At 60.8% G+C, this 17,931-nt stretch carries 13 protein-coding genes; 6 read left to right on the top strand and 7 right to left on the bottom strand.

Features of this window, described 5'->3' with window-relative positions; translation table 11 throughout:
* Positions 1-15 precede the first annotated feature (15 nt).
* Positions 16-2,484, bottom strand: a complete 2,469-nt coding sequence (gene dnaX / locus DXD94_RS04730) for a DNA polymerase III subunit gamma/tau (RefSeq protein WP_158557568.1) — start codon at positions 2,482-2,484, stop codon at positions 16-18.
* Between the two features lie 115 nt (positions 2,485-2,599).
* On the opposite strand from dnaX, the gene DXD94_RS09650 reads away from it, so the two are divergent.
* The gene (locus DXD94_RS09650; protein WP_158564792.1) at positions 2,600-3,325 is read left to right on the top strand and encodes a hypothetical protein; all 726 of its coding nucleotides are present in this window, start codon (positions 2,600-2,602) and stop codon (positions 3,323-3,325) included.
* Positions 3,326-3,428: 103 nt separating this feature from the next.
* Here the strand turns inward: DXD94_RS09650 and DXD94_RS04720 are convergent, their stop codons facing one another.
* From DXD94_RS04720 to DXD94_RS04695, 6 genes are all read right to left on the bottom strand, one after another.
* The gene (locus DXD94_RS04720) at positions 3,429-4,088 is read right to left on the bottom strand and encodes a DUF5028 domain-containing protein (RefSeq protein WP_117763377.1); all 660 of its coding nucleotides are present in this window, start codon (positions 4,086-4,088) and stop codon (positions 3,429-3,431) included.
* 5 nt (positions 4,089-4,093) lie between these two features.
* On the bottom strand, positions 4,094-4,738 hold the full coding sequence (locus DXD94_RS04715; RefSeq protein WP_117742889.1) for an ABC transporter ATP-binding protein: 645 nt from the start codon (positions 4,736-4,738) through the stop codon (positions 4,094-4,096).
* Positions 4,729-5,571 carry a hypothetical protein gene (locus DXD94_RS04710; protein WP_117742890.1) on the bottom strand — a complete coding sequence of 281 codons (843 nt, stop codon included), beginning with the start codon at positions 5,569-5,571 and terminating at the stop codon, positions 4,729-4,731. The genes DXD94_RS04715 and DXD94_RS04710 overlap by 10 nt, the downstream gene beginning before the upstream one ends.
* The gene (locus DXD94_RS04705; protein WP_117742891.1) at positions 5,571-6,458 is read right to left on the bottom strand and encodes an ABC transporter permease subunit; all 888 of its coding nucleotides are present in this window, start codon (positions 6,456-6,458) and stop codon (positions 5,571-5,573) included. The genes DXD94_RS04710 and DXD94_RS04705 overlap by 1 nt, the downstream gene beginning before the upstream one ends.
* A gap of 51 nt (positions 6,459-6,509) precedes the next feature.
* Entirely contained in the window at positions 6,510-7,022 is a 513-nt protein-coding gene (locus tag DXD94_RS04700; protein ID WP_117742892.1) for a hypothetical protein, read from the bottom strand.
* 109 nt (positions 7,023-7,131) lie between these two features.
* Positions 7,132-9,267: a LuxR C-terminal-related transcriptional regulator gene (locus tag DXD94_RS04695; protein WP_158564791.1), complete on the bottom strand. Its 2,136-nt coding sequence runs from the start codon at positions 9,265-9,267 to the stop codon at positions 7,132-7,134.
* Positions 9,268-9,705: 438 nt separating this feature from the next.
* Here DXD94_RS04695 and DXD94_RS04690 point away from each other — a divergent pair, with 438 nt between their 5' ends.
* The 5 genes from DXD94_RS04690 to DXD94_RS04670 are packed head-to-tail and all read left to right on the top strand — an operon-like array spanning position 9,706 to position 17,807.
* Entirely contained in the window at positions 9,706-11,559 is a 1,854-nt protein-coding gene (locus DXD94_RS04690; protein WP_117763375.1) for a serine/threonine-protein kinase, read from the top strand.
* On the top strand, positions 11,556-12,566 hold the full coding sequence (locus tag DXD94_RS04685; RefSeq protein ID WP_070097545.1) for an FhaA domain-containing protein: 1,011 nt from the start codon (positions 11,556-11,558) through the stop codon (positions 12,564-12,566). The genes DXD94_RS04690 and DXD94_RS04685 overlap by 4 nt, the downstream gene beginning before the upstream one ends.
* A 6-nt stretch (positions 12,567-12,572) precedes the next feature.
* A complete protein-coding gene (locus DXD94_RS04680; protein ID WP_006235180.1) occupies positions 12,573-12,989 on the top strand; it encodes an FHA domain-containing protein in 417 nt (138 codons plus the stop codon).
* Positions 12,986-14,920, top strand: a complete 1,935-nt coding sequence (locus DXD94_RS04675; RefSeq protein ID WP_117763374.1) for a Stp1/IreP family PP2C-type Ser/Thr phosphatase — start codon at positions 12,986-12,988, stop codon at positions 14,918-14,920. The genes DXD94_RS04680 and DXD94_RS04675 overlap by 4 nt, the downstream gene beginning before the upstream one ends.
* Before the next feature lie 16 nt (positions 14,921-14,936).
* Positions 14,937-17,807: an FtsW/RodA/SpoVE family cell cycle protein gene (locus DXD94_RS04670; protein WP_117763373.1), complete on the top strand. Its 2,871-nt coding sequence runs from the start codon at positions 14,937-14,939 to the stop codon at positions 17,805-17,807.
* Positions 17,808-17,931 lie beyond the last annotated feature (124 nt).

The following is a 17,931-nucleotide window of genomic DNA, read 5'->3' as shown; positions in this document are numbered from 1 at the left end:
TACCCGCCTGCGCAGCTACTCCACCGGCTTGAAGATGGTGGACTGGCCGAAGACGCTGCGGATGAGGGCTTTGGCCTCGTCCTCGGTCTGCGGGATGCTCGGGGCTGCACCCTGATGGCCGAAGGGGCTGCCGGCGCCGGGGTTGGACTCCCAGGGAGCTGCAGAAGCGTCCTCCTCTTTGGGGGCAGCTGCAGCGGACTTGGGCGCGGACGCCGCACCCGGCACGTCGAACGGGGGCAGATCGTCCCCGCCCGTGTCGGCGGCAAAACCGCCAACCATGGCGTCGTCGTAGGGTACCTGCTCGGATTCCCACGGTGCAGACGGCACGGACGGCTGAGCCTTGGGAGCGGACGCGCGCTCGGGAGCGCGGGGCGCAGGCTCGGTCGGGAGCTTGCCCGTGGCAGGAGCGCCGGCGGGATTGTCCGAGCGCAACCAGGGGGCCTTGCCCAGGTCGGATGACTTGGGCGCGGGCGAGGCGGGCTTGGGCGCGGGTGTCGGAGCAGCCGGTTTGGCCGTGACGGGTTTAGGCGCCGACGGGGTCGGTGCCGCTACCGGTGCTGCTTTTGGCTGCGTTGCGCTGGCGCTCGAGGATGCAGGGGCCGCCGAGGACACGGGTTGCGGGTCCGCAGATGCCGCAGCCCGTGCAGATGGAGAATGCTCCTCATGTTGAGGAGCCGGCGTGCCACCCCCATCCAGGACATAGTCGACGGTACGACGACCGAAGACCGCGCAGACCGTCGGCAGGACCACCGACTGCGTATCGGCGCGACCGAGCATCTTGATGGCAAAAGTCGAACCCGCGGGGAACGAGACCGTGAGCTTGGAGCCGTCGTCGGCCGTGGCGCGAGCGTTGAGCAAAAGCCCTGCGTAGGAAGCCTGACGCGCCTTGACACGCTCGACAACCTCGGCCCATTTGCGCTGCAGCTCTCCGGCATCCTCGACCGCGGGCGTCTCGGCAGTACCGGCGGCGGCAACCTGGGCGGCATTGTTGGACTGGGGCTTAGGTGCCGGAGCGGTGGCAGGCGCGGGGGCCGCAACGGGCTGAGGCATCGGAGCCGGCGCAGACTGAGGTGCAGGCGCTGCAGGCTTGGAAGCTGACACGGGCGCAGGCTGAGCCGCCGGAGCGGCAGCACCACGGTCCCAAGGCATACCGCCCTGGCGCGCGGACGTACCAGCGGGGGCAGCGGATGCCGCCGGAGCGGCAGCACGGGCGCCCGAAATGAGCGTCGGCTGCTGGGCAGCAGCGGGTACGGATGCTGCAGGCGCGGCGGCCTGAGCAGCAGCCACGCTCGCCGGTACCGCCGCATTGGCAACCATGGCCTCCAAACGTGCCACGCGCTCGGCCAATGCCTCAATCGTTAAATCAGCCTCGGGACGTGCCAGACGCGTGCAGGCGATCTCGAGCACCAGGCGTACGTCGCTCGCGCCCCTCATCTCCAGCGCAGCATCGTCGAGCACCGTCAGCACGCGGGCCAGGCGGTCGGCCGGATGCCCGCCAAAGGCAGCAGCCTCAGCAGCAAGCGTCTCGGCCTGCTCGGAGCCGCCCTCAAACAGCTCGGCACGGGCGCCGGCAACGCATGCCACGTACACGTCGCGCACGTGCGCCACCAGGTCGCGCGTCAGCTCCAGCAGATCGTTGCCTTCCTCGACCTGCGCGCGAATAAGCCCATACAGATCGGCGACATCACGATCGGCAATGGCGCGCGCAAACTCGCCCAGAATCTGGTCCGAAACTTCGCCCAAAAGCGAGCGGGCATCGTCCGCATGCACGGTGCCGTTGCCGAAGACGCTCAGCTGTTCCAGCGTGGAGAGCGCGTCGCGCATGCCGCCCTTGGCGTGGCGCGCCACGATAGCCAGCGCCTCATCGTCGTAATCGAAGCCCTCCCGCTCGCACACGTATGCCAGGCGATGCTCAATATCCTCGTTGCCGATGCGATGGAAATCGAAACGCTGGCAGCGCGAGAGGATGGTCTCCAGAATCTTTTGCGGGTCGGTAGTGCACAGCACAAAGATCACGTGTGCCGGCGGCTCCTCGAGCGTCTTGAGCAGCGCGTTAAACGCCGCCGTCGTGAGCATGTGGACCTCGTCGATGATATAGATCTTGTACTTGCCGCGCACCGGGGCAAAGTTGACGGAGTTGATGATCTCCTCGCGCACGTTGTCCACGCCGGTACGGCTTGCGGCATCGAGCTCGTAGACGTCCGGATGGTTGCCCTCGGCAATGAGCTCGCACTCCTCACAGGTGCCGTCGGGCATGCAGCCGCTTGCACCCTCGGCGCGCGCTGCCTCGGCATTGTGGCACAGCAGCGCCTTGGCCAGAATGCGCGCCATAGTGGTCTTGCCCGTGCCGCGCGGTCCGCAGAACAGGTAGGCGTGGGACAGGCGCCCCTCGGTGATGGCGTGCTCGAGCGTCGAGACGATATGCTGCTGGCCCACCACGGAGTCGAAGGTGAGCGGGCGATACTTTCGGTACAACGATTCCATGGGTGCTCCCCCGGGTATACTGAGTCTTGTTGCCGCGACGGCCATGCGGTCGCACGGCATACTGCATTCATAATAACCCGTACGGCGAGCCCGCCGCGATAGGAGTCCAAAGAGCATGGCAGACGCAGAGAGTAACCTCGTTCCCTCCGAAGCAGCCGACCAGATCGAGGTCGCGCTCGAGAAGCAGGCAGCAGCCGATGACGGCATCCTGTACCTCAACGAGTACCAGTACGAAAACGACCTCGTCACCGACTTCGCCCGTCTGGTCGCCTCGCCCAGGCGCCGCGGCTCCCTGTATGTCGCCGCTGTGATCGCCGCGCTGCTGGGTATTGGCATGCTGGTGGCCGGCGGCAACTGGATCAAGTTCGGCATCGTGCTGATCGTGTTCGGCGCCTTTTTGGCCTGGTGGAGCAAAAACCTGCACCACACGCTCGCCCGCGACTTTATCGATGCCGTCGAGGCCGACGAGTCCATGGGCGGCCGCTATCGCCGCGTCGCCGCCAACGAGACCGGCCTGATGGTCTGGGGCAAGAGCGGCAAATCGCAGTTCTTCCCGTTTGAGAAGCTCGACCACGTGCTCGACGGCGAGCGCATCTTTGTGGCCATGTTCGCCGACCAGGGCGTGACGATCCCTAAGGACACCTTTGTTCGCGGCGATGCCGAGCAGTTTGGCCCCTTCCTGAAGGCGCGCATCAACAAAAAGCTCCGCATCGAGACCAAAAAGAAGAAAATGAAGACCGAGAGGGCCGCAGCCGAGGCCAAGCAGGGCGACAAGGCCGACAAGCCTCAGGACAACAAGGGCAAGCAGCGCAAGCAGAAGAAGAGCAAGAAGAAGCGGTAGGGTCGGCCGACACCGAAGGCGCCCGTCCCGCGTCATTCCGGGACAAAGCGCGCGGAACCGAGCGCGAGCACCGCCGATGGACCCATCTCGCCGAGCTCTCGAGCTATTTCACATCAAACCTAAAGAGCCTTCGCTCCGGCAGATCGGTCATCTTCATCGTATAAGTCCCAGGAAACGCCTTCTCAAAACGGACGGTTTCGTAATCTTCAAAGTAGTCGTTGGTATTTTGCATCATAAACGGGACAAGCAACTCGTTCTCTGCCCCCACCTGCACGGCAAATGCTGGAGACCCGCCTAAAACCGGCATCGCCTGACAAATTAAATCCGTATTGACCACAAAGTCGTAATTTGGAGAAGACTCTGGCACAAGATGCCAAAGGTACGTTTTGATTCCACCGTCTTCGTTATCCCTGTTCCGCACGCGCATTTTAACCGCAATGACGCACTTACAATTAGCGTCCTTCAGGCTCGTCTCAACATTCACGTCTCCGTATTTTGAATAGTCGTCATGAGACCGTCTAAGATATTCCCGTGGCGTCATCAACGCCGCATCATCCACGCAGAATGAATATCCCGAAGTTGGGCTGTCCTTCGAACCAAAGTATGCACCGTCCATCGAAAGCCATTTCCCCGCAGGATAATACTTCTCAGGAATCACCGTTCTATTGGCGTTAACAGCGCTTATCCTTGCACCAACCGCACCAATTACAGCGCAACCGCAGAGCGCGAGCGCGGATCTCCTCGTCAAAAGAGCCGATTCCATCTCACTCACAGCCTTTCCCGCACTTCGGCGATGGCGCCATCGCGCATGCAATAAACCCTATCGGCAAGTTCCGCGAGCACTTCCCCGTCATGGCTAGACAAAAGAACCTCACGGCCCGCTGAAGCTGCCAGCGAGACGACGCGCTTGAGCATTTCAACGCCCGCTTCATCGAGGGCATTCGTTGGCTCATCGAGAACAAGCAGCTTCGGCTTTTCCATAATTGCCGCAGCTATCCCCAGACGTTGTTTCATGCCGAGCGAGTAAGTCCGGAACTTCTTCTTCTCGTCAGCATCAAGCCCCACAAGTCGCAGAGCAGAACGGATATCCTCATCGGCAGCAACACCTTTGATCTTGGCGATGAGCTCCAAGTTGTCATAGCCGGATAGGTAGCCCATAAAAGAAGGCGCTTCGATCAGCATTCCCAGACTTGGCGGAAACGAAATATCCATTCCAAGCCTTTGTCCATCGATAATAATCTCGCCTTTAGTTGGCTTAATTAGTCCACAAACCGCTCGCATGAGCATGGTTTTGCCCGAGCCGTTAATGCCCTGAAGCCCGACAACGGTGCCCGGATTTATCTCGATAGACACATTGCGCAAAACGTCAATTTTACCGATTCGCTTCGATACGTTTTTAACGTTTACAGCCATACCGTGCCCTTCCTTTCTATAAAATCGGCTCGCCAAAACCAAAATCCGCCCATCAATAAACAAGCCGCCATGATCGCAAGTGAGACCAGCGCACTCGAAGCCACCGAGACGCCCCCTTTCACCATTCCGTCCCAGCGCAGAAGCATCAATGCGTTTCCCAACAACGCGCAATGACTTGTATATGCCGAGCAAATCAAATAACTCACGAGCGTCACAAACGCGACCGATGGCCCAAATGCAAATCCAACTGCAAGCTGCATAAAGGCAAGCGATTCAAAAGCAAGAAATAGACCCGCGAAAAACGGCAGTCCATCCGCTTCGCTCGATGTAAGAAAATCCTTGCCTAAGCTTACAAGTTGAAGCGACTCGCTATGTATAACCGTGCTAAAAGAGGCGCCCGTTGCCAAACTCCAAAGCACAACAGAGCAGACCACCACGAGCAGTGAGATTGTCGTTACCACCGTAACCAAAACAAACCGCGACACCCACCACAGCCACCTCGTACGGCACCGGACAAGCGTCTGCAAGCCGAACCCCCGCAATGATTCGACTGAATAATCGAGGGTTGTATAGAGAATGAGCAGGGTGAGAAACAGCCAGCCAAGTGGAGGAACGAACATGGCCCCCGGCCTAAACTCAAACGGAGTCGACCCGGCAAAAACCAGCGCGAAATTATCTGCAAACCCCAATATTTCCGTTTTAGTACCATATATCACGGACAGTCCATACGCATAGACCAAGTTCGCAATCGACATGACCGCCATTGCAATAAAAGCAACAGCATTCCTCTTCAATACGGTTCTCAAATCCGCCGCGAGCAATCGAAACAACATCAAATCACCTCGCGCCTCTCCAACACCTTCGCAAAAAACAGCGAAACAATAAGCAGGGCTACGATCTCTACAATCCCCGCTCGAATGTCGGGCCAGTTATTGAGCGATTCCGATCTAATGCTGTTGAGAATGTTGCAGTTGAATCCAATACACTGCAAGACGCTAAAAATCCAGTCATTAACAAAGTGCCACGCAACCATGAGTAGATACGGAACGATCACAGCCTTGACTCTGCTGCGAAACACAACCGACAGACCGGTCACGGCCATGGATAAAACCCCCAGCGTCACTGCATCGAACAGCGTATAAACCAATACGTAGAGCAAGGGCTGAGTATAAAAAAGAAGAGAAAAATAGCTGTGCAAGTAAAGGCCAACGTATGTCGTTTCATCGACCCGGGGCATATACGCGGGAAACAACATCGATACGATGAGAAAATTAACGGCGAGCGGTACGGCAGTTACAACAAATGCCGAGAGGAATGACGAGATGAGCTTCACGTTGATATAAAGCCTCCTCGACACGCGCGTACATAGTTGGGCGTCGTAACCGTTCAACCGCTCAGCCAGACATGACCAGGATCCCGCCAAGAGAGCGAGCAGCGGCAAGATGTAGAAAAAAATAGTCGCCGATAGTGGCGCATTTGCGCTCACGACTATCCAGTTGCCGAAACTACTCTCGCGCGTTTGTCCAAGATAGTGCTGCGCTTGCAGGCCAAGCCCATAACCGAAAGAGAGTAGATTATTCCGCTCTTGATTCAGGTAACACCACGACTCAACAGCAGCCGCCAACGCGATCAAAACGCCCATGACGAGGGAGGCAGCAAACAGCGGGCAGCGGAACGTCTTGTGCAGCTCGTGCCGCAGGACTCCCTTATTGTTAATCATGAATCCTCCTTCCCGCCCAGGCCCGCTGGCCCGGGCGGGTATCCATTCAAACTACGCCGGCAACTTCGAGAAGCGCCCAACGCAATCAGGACTCCAGACTCCATTAACGGTGCCATAGCCAGACTCAGCCCAAGCCGTCAGACGAGCCGCTGAACGCCCGCTCTCGCGAACCTGGTTGTACATCTCCCACTTTCCATAATGGTTGGAACGATATACGCCCTCGGTGCAATTTGCGCCACCGCTACCGTTTGTGTTGTAAGCTCCATCCACATACAAACGAAGTGGCTTGCCCGAATACCCCAAGATGTTGATATAGAGCGAGGAAGAATTGTCTTTCCGGCGATAGCCCGTCGCGCTTGTCCCGGAACATTGGAAACTAAATCCCGTATCCGCGTTGTTAACACAAGTCGCTATTCCGCTGTCGGCATTCTGCGTAACGCTTGAAACCTGAGAAGTGTCAAACTCCTCCTGAGCAAACGATACGATAGGAGCCCCCAGGGAAAGCCCCGCAATAATCGCAAGGCTCACTCCGATGCGGCCAATGGCGTTCTTTAACTTAATCATGGCCTTCTCCAATCAAAAGCGGTTAACAATGCGTCGACGCACGGCAACCTTTGCATGAATGGAGAAAGATGTCTGTAAACACTCGCTATTGAGTTGATAATCCAGGCGTTTACACGTTATCCACCTGCGATAACAATGAAATAAGCTCCGCTTTGTTCTTGATCTTCAACTGGCGATAAGATGCGGATCGCAACGCTTGCACCGTAGATGCAGCATAACCTACGTCCTCCGCAATGGTCTTTGTCGTTGCGCCCTCTGCCGTCATCAGCAAAATTTGCGACTGAACATCAGAAAGGGAGCGCGATGTAAGCAAAGCCAGCTGGCGCACGCGAGCCGTTTCGGTGAACCCATTCGCACGGTACTCCAAGACGGCCCTCTCGTTCTCAACCGAGTGGGCGAGCGCGATGTGCGTGACGAACATGGGCACAGACCAGCAGACGACCACCGTTGCCACGACGACATTGACAGCCGAACTATACCCCAACAGCGACGCAAGGAACAGCGGCTCGAAAACCATCAGATCCTGCGCCATGTTGAGCAAGACGACCCAGACAGGAGCCGTCGCCCCAAAGCAAAGCATCCATACCCCAAGCATTTTGCGCTGCGGACAGCTTCGCAGCACTACATATGTGAGCAGCATCCCCGCCAGCACCACGAACCCATGAATTCGCCCCCTACTGGCCGCATAGATTGAAGCAGCGACACCTATTGACACCAATGGCACGATAGCCCGAGCACGGGCATGCACCTTAAACGGACGCAGCCCAACAGCGAGCGAAGCTGTAGACGCCACGCCGCAAAACAGGACCGGCACAGCCATCAACGGAACGCGTATGCACCTCCATGCCGAGATATAGATAAAAGACCATTCCGCAGCAGACAGTATCGCCCACATGCACGGACCTCCGAGCTCAATCGCCTCACCTGCTCTATCCAGCGCAGCTTCACGATTCGGTTTTCCACCCGCGTAGCGTAGCGACAGAAGCAGTCCGAGACCCAATGCATAGCTTGAGAGAGAAAAAGCGACAGCCCACGAAACACCGGATCCCCAATCGCTATCCGCCATTACCAACGGTCCAGCCGCAAGGAGGATAAAAAATAATGTGAGCAGGTATCGAAACAGCCGGCGCGTTCGAGCTGATGCCAACATATCGTCAGCATGCCGCTGCGGCAGCTCAGGCCCTACAGTATCACCCTCACCCGCAAACAACGCCACGAGCTCGCGTGAGCCCGCAACTGACGCCTTCCCGTATGCTCGGTGAAGCGTTGTTCGCACCGTCGATGGCTTCGTATCCGTCTCCTTGGCAATTTCCGCCGGCGTTTTCCCTTTGAGCAGCAGTCGAACAAACTGCTCTTCTCTAGGCGACAGGGCAGGGGAAAACGCCTCCGCATCGAATGGGTCAGACGCGTGGGCGATATCCGAATTGTTGTCCCGTTTTCTCCTTAGTAACATGCATACGAAGGCAGCGGCGATAGCAGACCCCATCGCAAGCAATGCAATGATCGCGGCATCGCTTGCGAAGTATGCCGCCTCAACAGCCGGAACAAGGCCAATAGGGACTGCCACGAGCACAGAACGGGCAAACACGTCGCTCTGCCCCCGACCAAAGGCGCGGGAGCAGCGAAACAGCGGGGCCACAGCCAATGCGAGATAGACCAACGGAATTAAAAGCGCAAGGCCAATTGATGCGGCCAAAACAGAGGGTATCCCCCATGGCTCGGGGACAATTCTCCATGAAACTCGACAGCAAAACAGCAGGCAAGACAGGACGGCTATTGTTTCTGTAAAAATCGCGTTCTGCAGGCGACGATTCTCTCTTTCGTCGGTCGGCGTCGCCCCCTGCGTCAAAGGAGAGCCCGCCGTGTCCCAAATAACATATGAGAGGAGCAACGCCCCAGCAAAGCACGAGACGCACGAAACGCCATGCAACAGCCAGATCGGTGCAAACACGAATGGAATAGAATCTCCGCGAGCATAGAAGGCCAAGTCAACCCACTCGGGAACCGTTGCAATAACACCAAGGAAAACACCGATAGCACCGAGATGCCTCGGCCGTCTCATTCCCCCCTTGCATAGCGCAGCACCATGAACAAACGCCGCGAGGCATGCGCCCAGGATAACGAGCCAGGTCATTGCACCTGACGCCAGGCCGATTGAAGATGAAAACCGGTGATAAGGGGTGACCGCCATTACGACAAGCGCAATGGCGCAGGCAGATGTAGCAGAACGGCGGGAAAAAAGCATATGGCCTCCATAGCGTGTCATTATATCGCTCGAGCCGCTCGTTTATCTCTGTTCCCACACCAGCCAGCATCAACGATTCAGGCGAACTCCAATCCGAGCCAGATCACGGTCCAGCTTTTGTCCGCAGTCCCCGCTCCAAAATGGGATGCGGTTTCCTTTTAAGCGCCGGTTCGGAAAGTCCGTCCCGTTCCAGGCCATTATTCTGGGATGCAGCTTCCGCAAGCTGCCCCCTTTGGAAAGCGCATCCCATTATTTGGTTGAAAACCGGTCCCCCACTTTCCGAACGAGCCGAAACGACCCGAACCGATCGGGCCACCTCATCCCCGTTTCCTCGCCATCTGCCCGAGCGTGCTACACTAGCAGCATCTATGCCACCGCGAACGGCTTGGCCCCGCACCCGCCGCTCGCAAACGAACTTTAAACGCACGAGGGTTGGCCATGCCGCTTTTCTCGCAACATACCGCCCGGTTCTCGCCGGACGTTCCTTTGGAGGGCACCAGCTCTCGCGAGCTGCTCAAGCGGTACCAGCCGCTCGAGACGCTTGCGACCGGCGGTTTTGGCTCCATCGAGATCTGCCGCGACACGCACCTGCGCCGCCGCGTCGCCATTAAGCGCATCCCCCTTATCAACGGTTCCGGCATGCCCGCCAGCGACATCATGGATGTCCTGCGCGAGGCGCACACTGCCGCTATGCTTCAACATCCCAATATCGTGCAGGTTATCGACTTTACGCACGACACCGCCTATGCCTACCTGGTTATGGAATATGTCGATGGCATGTCGCTAGCCGAGTTTTTGCATCGCGTGGACGGCCACTCACTTACCTTTGACGAGGCCGCGGCCATTGCCGATGCCCTGGGCCAGGCGCTCACCTTCGCCCATAGTAATGGCGTACTCCACCTGGACATTAAGCCCGCCAACGTGCTCATCGACCACTCGGGCAATGTAAAGCTCACCGACTTTGGCATGGCGCGGCTGTCGTCCGCCGGTGGCTTTGGCGGCTCGCGCGGCGGCACCATCGGCTACATGCCGCCCGAGCAGCTCGATATCGAGACCGGCACGGTCGACGAACGCGCTGATGTCTTTGCCCTTGCCTGCGTTATCTATGAGGGCTTGTGCGGCAGCGCTCCCTTTATGGCGGCCACGCCCGCCGACTCGCTCGACCGTATCATCGGCGGCGCCACCTATCCCAGCGAGCTGATACCACACTTTCCCCCGGGAGCCGAGAGCGCGCTCATGAGCGCGCTCTCCCCCATGCCGCAGGACCGCCCCAGCAGCATCGAGGCATTTTGCGACCAGCTCCTTGCCGGTCTGGGCAGCGTACGCGAGGGCCGTCGCAGCTTGGAGCAAATGGTTGGCGAGCTTTCGGATGACGAGCAGGAGCTCGACGATATCGAGCCGTCGTGCTACGAGGACGACGCCATCGAGGTCGACCCCGCACTCGGCTGGGCGGGCACGCGCTGGAGCCATGCGCGCGACTACACCATGCGCGCTATCTCGGCGCTAGCGTGCGGCACCTTTAGCTTTTTGCTGATGCAAACGGCTGGGGTCGCGGCGCTTCCCGGCCTGGTCATTGCGGCTATCGCGATCGGAGCGGCGGCCGGCCTGGCCCCCCAGATTGGCTCGGCCATCTCGGCTGTGGGCTTTTTGGTGCTCATGGCAAACGCCACCATGCAGGCACAGGGCATCCTGTCAATGTTGCCCGTCGCGGTGATCTTTGCCGCCGCCATGTCCGGTTGGTGGATCGCCTGGGGTCGCACCGAGGCTGCCGCGAGCTCCGCACTCACCTGTGCACTCGCGCTTGGCTGTCTGACCGGCAATACCTTCCTGGCAGCTGGGGTCACCGCCGGCGTCGCGTCATTTTGGCTCGGCCCGGCAAGCGCCGCCGCGGCAACGGGCATGGGCGCACTTTTTGCCCGTCTGGCCACGGTCGCGCTTTCAGCCGGAGGCGTGCTGGGGCTCGGTAACGTTGCCGCAGCGCTGGGAGACCCGCTCCTTTGGGCTGCCTTTGTGCTGGTCGCGGCAACTGCCGCGGCGTCATCTGCGCTGCTCAATGTCCATGCCAAGCGTGCCAATCAGGGCTCAAACCTTGCCGCAATCGCCGCCATCGCTGTCACCGGCATCGGCTGCGCAGCGGCGTCCTGTCTTGCACACCATATGGAAATTGCCAGCCTTGCAGCCGCGGTCATCGCCAAGGCGGCGGTTGCGGGAATCCTATCCTCTATAATCGTTGGGATATGCCTATATTTGCTCGGATACCAAAGAACCTATACGGAGAGTGATCTTTCGTGAACTTCCTGAACATCTTCGAGGACCACGTGGCCGGCATCTTCGGTGCCACCCGTGCCCCGTTCTCCTTTAAGAAGCTTGCCAAGCAGGCCGCTCGCGACATGGAGGATCAGACTCTGGTGATCAACGGCGTCAACACGGCGCCGGCACTCTATACCATCCTTATCGCCGCCGACGACGATCCCATGCTCGCCCCGTTCTACCCCGAGCTTTCGCGCGAGGTCCGCGAGTTCGTGAAGGCGCAGGCCGAAAAGCGCCGCTATGTCTTTGTCGGCGAGCCCCTCGTGCGCTTTATGATCGATCCGCAGCTGCGCGCCGGCAAGTTCTCGGTCTTTGCCGAGAACGTCGATGCCCCCACGCTCGGCCGCCTGTACGAAGAAGAGCGCGCCTATCAAAACGGCCTGGGCCAGAACAACTCCGCGGCAAGCCGTGCCGCCAGCGCCCCGCGCGCCGGCCAGCAGCAGTTTGCTGCCCCGCAGCAGCAGCGCCCCGCCGCCATGCCCCAGCAGCAGCCGACGCCTCGCGCCGCCGCTCCCGACCCGCTTGCCGTGGCAGATCCCTTCGCGCCTAGCGTCCCCGACCCCGCCGCTCCTATCCCGGTGCCGCAGACCGTCTCGCGCGACGCGCTTGCCGGCATGGGCGGAGCCGCCGCGACCGGTGCCGCCGTGGGCCTAGGCGCCGCAGCCGGCATCGCCTCCAACATGGCGAGCACCCGCGCCCCGCAGCGCCCGCTCGCCCAGCTCGTCGACGTCGTGAGCGGCGAGAGCCATAGCATCACCTCCGCACAGGTGACCATCGGTCGCGAGCGCTCGGTTTCCGACATTGCCCTGCGCGACCCCAACGTGTCGCGTCGCCACGCCCAGCTCACCTTTACGGGCTCGGATTGGTCGATCGAGGACCTCAATTCCACCAACGGCACGCTCGTCAACAACCGCCGCATTACGCGCTGCCCGCTGCGCAACGGCGATCTGCTGACGTTTGGCCTGAGCACCTTTGAATTTAGGGGATAGTCGCTTATGAACATCGATATCGTCCTTTTTGCAGGCCGCATCGTCCTGGTCGCCCTGCTCTATATCTTCCTGTTCGCCGTCATGAAGACCGGCGTGGGACTTGTGCGCGGGCAGCGCCGCGACTCGGCTATCTGGACGATTGATGTGGACAAGGGTCCGCGCGGTATCCGCGGCATCCACGTAGACATGCTCGGCCCCGTCATCGTCGGTCGTTCGCCATCTTCGGACATCTGCATCAACGAACCGTTCGTCTCGGCCTCGCATGCGCGCTTTTCGCTGCAGGGCCCGGCGCTCATCATCGAGGACCTCAACTCGCTTAACGGCACGCTCGTCAACGGCCGCCAGCTCGTGGAGCCCGCGACGCTGCGTGAGGGCGACGAAGTCCAGATTGGCGACGTGGTCATGAAGGTGAACCGTCGATGATCGACGAGGAGAACAAGTCCGCAACTATGACCGAGGCACCGGCCGCCGCCACAGCTGCGCCGGCCCACGCCGCTCCGGCGGGCTCCGCACCCGTGGAGCCCGAGGACACCGTGTTCTCCCTGCCTCTTTCGCATGTAACGCATGATATTTCGGATCTCGCCGATAACGAGGACGAAGAGGATGCCGTAGCGGCGCCCATCGGCGCACATGCTGCGGAACAGCCCGCAGCGCCCGAAGCAACCCCGGCGCCGGCTCACTTTGCAGAGCCCGTCGCCGCGGCAATCAACGAGAGCGCTGCGGTGTTTGCGGCACCCGAGCCCGCCGCGCCGGCGTTTCCCATAGCCCCGTCATCCGAGGTTGCGCCCGCGTCTACGCCGGCGCCCGAGGCAGGGCCATCCCCCGAGGACGGCCCTGCGCCCAAGACCCCGCAGCCTGCGCCCGCAAGCGAGTCCGATGCCGTGGCCGAGCCCGCCGCCCAGTCGCAAAGCACGCCCGCGCCGTCGCACTTTGCGACACCCGAGCCTATAGACGTCAGCCCGCAAGACGACGAGTCGACCGCCCGCGTGCCCGAGGAGCCCGACTCTCCGGACACCGGCGATTCCGAATCAAACGCCGAGACCGACACCGTCTCTCCCGGTGACACAGCCGAGATCGACGTAGCCGCCGTTGAAGCCAAGCTCAAAGACCCCGGCTCGACCATGAGCTTTGAGCCCCTGACCGAGGAGCGCATCGAGACCGACTCGACCTATGATGCCGGCACCACCACGCAACTCATGTGGGGTGCCCGCTCCGACGTTGGCTGTGTGCGCCCGCACAATGAGGATTCCTACCTGGTGCAGTCGCCGCTCTTTTGCGTATGCGACGGCATGGGCGGTCACGCCGCCGGCGAGGTAGCCTCTTCTATCGCCGTCGAGACTATTGCCAAGACGGCCCCGCAGTCCGCCGACGCAGGACGCCTGGCCGCAGCCGTCGAGGCAGCCAACGCCGCCGTAATCGAGGCGGCCCTGAACGGCCTAGGCAAGCCCGGCATGGGCTGCACAGCCACTTGCGCCTATATCGAAAACGACACGCTCGCCATCGCCCACGTGGGTGACTCTCGCGCCTACCTGCTCCACGAGGGCACGCTCATCCGCGTGACCCGCGATCACTCCTACGTGGAGGAGCTCGTGGACGCCGGCGAGATCACGGCAGACGAGGCTCGCGTCCACCCCAACCGTTCGGTCATCACCCGTGCGCTGGGCTCAGACCCCGCCATGTATGCCGACCACTTCACTCTGCATATCGAGGAAGGCGACCGCCTGATCCTGTGCTCTGACGGCCTTTCGAGCATGATTCCCGATAGCGATATCGAGAACATCGCCACGCAGTCCTCAACCGCGCAAATCTGCGTCGACAACCTAGTGGACGCGGCGCTTGCCGCCGGCGGCCACGACAACGTGACCGTAGTAGTCGTTGACCTGGTTGACGATGGCGTTATGCGCGAGGCGCAACGCGTGCGTCGCCGCAACGTCACCATCGGCGTCGTCTTAGGTCTCGTCTTGGTGCTGGCGGCTGCCATCTGGGCCTACACGGGTGTCACCGGCTCGTACTACCTGGGTACCTACCAGGGCAATGTCGCCGTCTGGCGCGGCCTGCCCGGCAAGCCACTCGGACTCAAGCTCCACTGGCTCGAAAGCGAAACCAGTATCAAGCTGTCCGACCTGCCCGAAGACACGCAAAACCGCCTCAAGGCGGGCATTCCGCAAACAAGTGTCGACGATGCGCAGGACACGATATCCAAGTACCGCCACCAGATCGACGAGGAGCAGACCCGCCAGGTGATCGACGCGCAAACGATTCGCGACAACACCGACCAGGGATCGACCTCCGAATCAGATTCCGAGAAAACCGCCGAACAGTCCGCCGAGGCCGAAGCCTCCGATAAGAATTAGAAAGGGAGTGCCGCTTATGAGTCGCCGCAACACCGAACTGCTCTTGCTCATCGCCTCGGCGTTCCCCGTCATCCTGCTGTATGCGATGTACGTCCTCACCGCGGGCGCTGCCATCTCCTTTGAGACGCTCGCCGTACCGATCGGCCTCTTCGCCGCCTTCGCCGCAGCACATATCGCCGTGCGCATCTTGGCGCCTGGCGCCGACCCCGCCATCCTGCCCATCGTATTTATACTTTCGGGCATCGGCATCACGTTCGTGACACGCCTCGCCCCCGCTCTCGCCATCTCACAGCTCATCATCCTGTTTGTCTCGGTGGCGCTCATGGTGGGAACGCTTGCACTGGTCAGAAACCTCGACGTGGTCATGCGCTACAAGTACACCTTTGGCATTGTCGGCATCATTCTGCTGATGCTGCCCATCTTTATCGGCACTACGATCTCGGGCTCCAAGCTGTGGATTCGCATCGCGGGCTTTACCATCCAGCCCGGCGAGTTCGCCAAGGTCTTTATCGTGCTGTTCCTGGCCGGCTACTTGGCCGAGAACCGCGAGTTGCTCTCCATCTCCAACCGCAAGATCCTGGGCTTTAAGATCCCTCGCCTGCGACTGCTGCTGCCGCTGTTTGCCGTGTGGGGTGTGTGCCTGCTCGTCGTCGTCTTCGAACGCGACCTGGGTTCGGCCGTACTGTTCTACACCATCTTCTTGCTGATGCTCTACGTTGCCACGGGACGATTCTCGTATGTCGTTATCGGCCTTGCGCTCTTAGCCGTTGGAGCCGTGGGCGCCTACAAGTTCCTGTCTCACGTTCAGGTACGTTTCCAGGTTTGGGTCGATCCTTTTAAGGACGCCCAGGGCCAGGGCTACCAGATCGTCCAGTCGCTCTTCTCGCTTGCCGATGGCGGTCTGGTCGGTGTTGGCATCGGCAACGGCATGGCCAACAACATCCCCGTCGTCGAGTCCGACTTTATCTTCTCGGCTATCGGCGAGGAGATGGGCCTTTTGGGCGGCGGCGCCGTGCTCATCCTGTTTATGCTCTTTGCCGTGCGTGGCCTCACCACGGCTGCCCGCGCTAAATCCGACCTCGCAGCCTTTAGTGCCACGGGCCTTACGGCCGCCATCAGCTTCCAGGCCTTCTTGATCGTTGGCGGCGTAACCCGCCTGATCCCGCTGACCGGCGTCACCCTGCCTTTTATGAGCCAGGGCGGCTCCTCGCTGCTGGCGAGCTTTATCATCGTCGCGCTTCTGCTGCGCGCCGGTGACGAGGCAACCGGACGCGAGGCAGAGCTTACCGGCACCGGCACCATGGCCGCCATCACCGATGATCAGGTCGCATCTGCCGCCGCCCCGACGGGCACGCGCTTTGCCACCTCGTCTTCCTACGGCAGTGGCAGCCATTCCGTCGGCTCGCGCATGCGCCGCCGCCTGCTCGACACGCCTGAATCCGGTGTGCTCGGCCGCGTTGCGCTCGCCAACCGTCTAACCCGTGCGGTGCTAGCCTTTACGGCGCTGTTTGCCATCCTTATCGGCAACCTCACCTATGTCCAGGTCATCAAGGCCAAGGACTATCAGGATATGCCGACCAACAACCACACCATCGCCCGCTCCAAGTACATCCAGCGCGGCTCCATCATCACGTCCGACGGCGTGACGCTGGCCGAGTCGCTGCAGCAGGAGGACGGCACCTACGTACGCTCCTACCCCAACGGCAACCTGGCAGCGCACGTGGTTGGCTACGTGAGCCAGCAGTTTGGCACCACCGCCATCGAGAGTGTCATGAACGACACGCTCACCGGCTCCAAGGATTACTCCAGCTGGAACAACGCCATCGCGTCGCTCGCGGGCCAGACCCAGCCGGGCAACACCGCCAAGCTCACCATCGACTCGCGTATCCAGACAGCTGCCGAGCAGGCACTCAAGGGCTTTAAGGGCGCTGTAGTGGTCATCGACCCGCGTACCGGCGCGGTACTCGCATGTGCCAGCTCGCCCACCTACGACAACACCAACATCGACGCCCTGCTGCAGGCGGGCGGCGGCGAGGACGGCTCCATGTACAATCGCGCCATGGACGCGCTGTACACGCCGGGCTCCACGTTTAAGGTCGTTACGCTTTCCGCGGCACTCGAGACCGGTACCGCCAGCCTTACCAGCACCTACCAGGCGCCCGGCTCCATGGACATCGGCAACGCACCGGTCATCAACTATGCCAACGAGAGCTACGGCACCATCAGCCTGCAGCAGGCCTTTGCCGTGTCCTCCAACGTCGTCTTTGGCCAGGTGGCAAACGAAGTTGGCGCAAACACGCTCGTGCAGTTTACCAACGCCTTTGGCTACGGCCAAGAGCTCGGCCAGGACCTGACCTCCACGGCCTCCATCATGGCCGACCCGTCGCTCATGACCGAGTGGGAGACCGCCTGGGCCGGCGCCGGCCAGCCTGTCGGCATGGACCACACGCCCGGCCCGCAGACCACCGTCATGCAAAACGCCGTGATTGCCGCCGCCATCGCTAACAGTGGCGTGGTCATGGACCCGTACTTTGTAGCCCAGGTACTCGCCCCAGACGGAACCGTGGTTAAGACCACGCAGTCCCGCTCGCTGGGCCAGGCTGTCAGCTCTGCCACGGCCGACCAGGTCAAGCAGGCCATGCTCGCCGTCGTCCAGTCCGGTACCGGCACCGATGCCCAGGTCCCCGGCGTCAAGGTCGCCGGCAAGACCGGCTCGGCCGAGATCGGCGGCACCAACGTCAACTCGATGTTCGTTGGCTTTGCACCTTACGATTCACCCACGGTCGCCATCTCGGTGGCCTTGGAGGATTACGACAAACACGACGTCAAGGCGGCCAAGATTGCCGGCATCGTCCTGACCGCGGCGCTCGCCGCACAGGGAGCGTGATGCCCATGATCGAATCGGACACCCGAGGCGCGCCGCGGCCGAAGAGTTAGCGGCAACGCGCCACACGGCCCCAGCGGCCACATCGTAGGTACTACACACATCGTTGAGCGAATAGTTATGTTAG

It is taken from the genome of Collinsella sp. TM10-22, from assembly GCF_003466125.1.
Taxonomy (GTDB): domain Bacteria; phylum Actinomycetota; class Coriobacteriia; order Coriobacteriales; family Coriobacteriaceae; genus Collinsella.
Note: the sequence above shows the minus strand (reverse complement) of the source record. Positions and strands in the feature narration are given on the sequence as shown.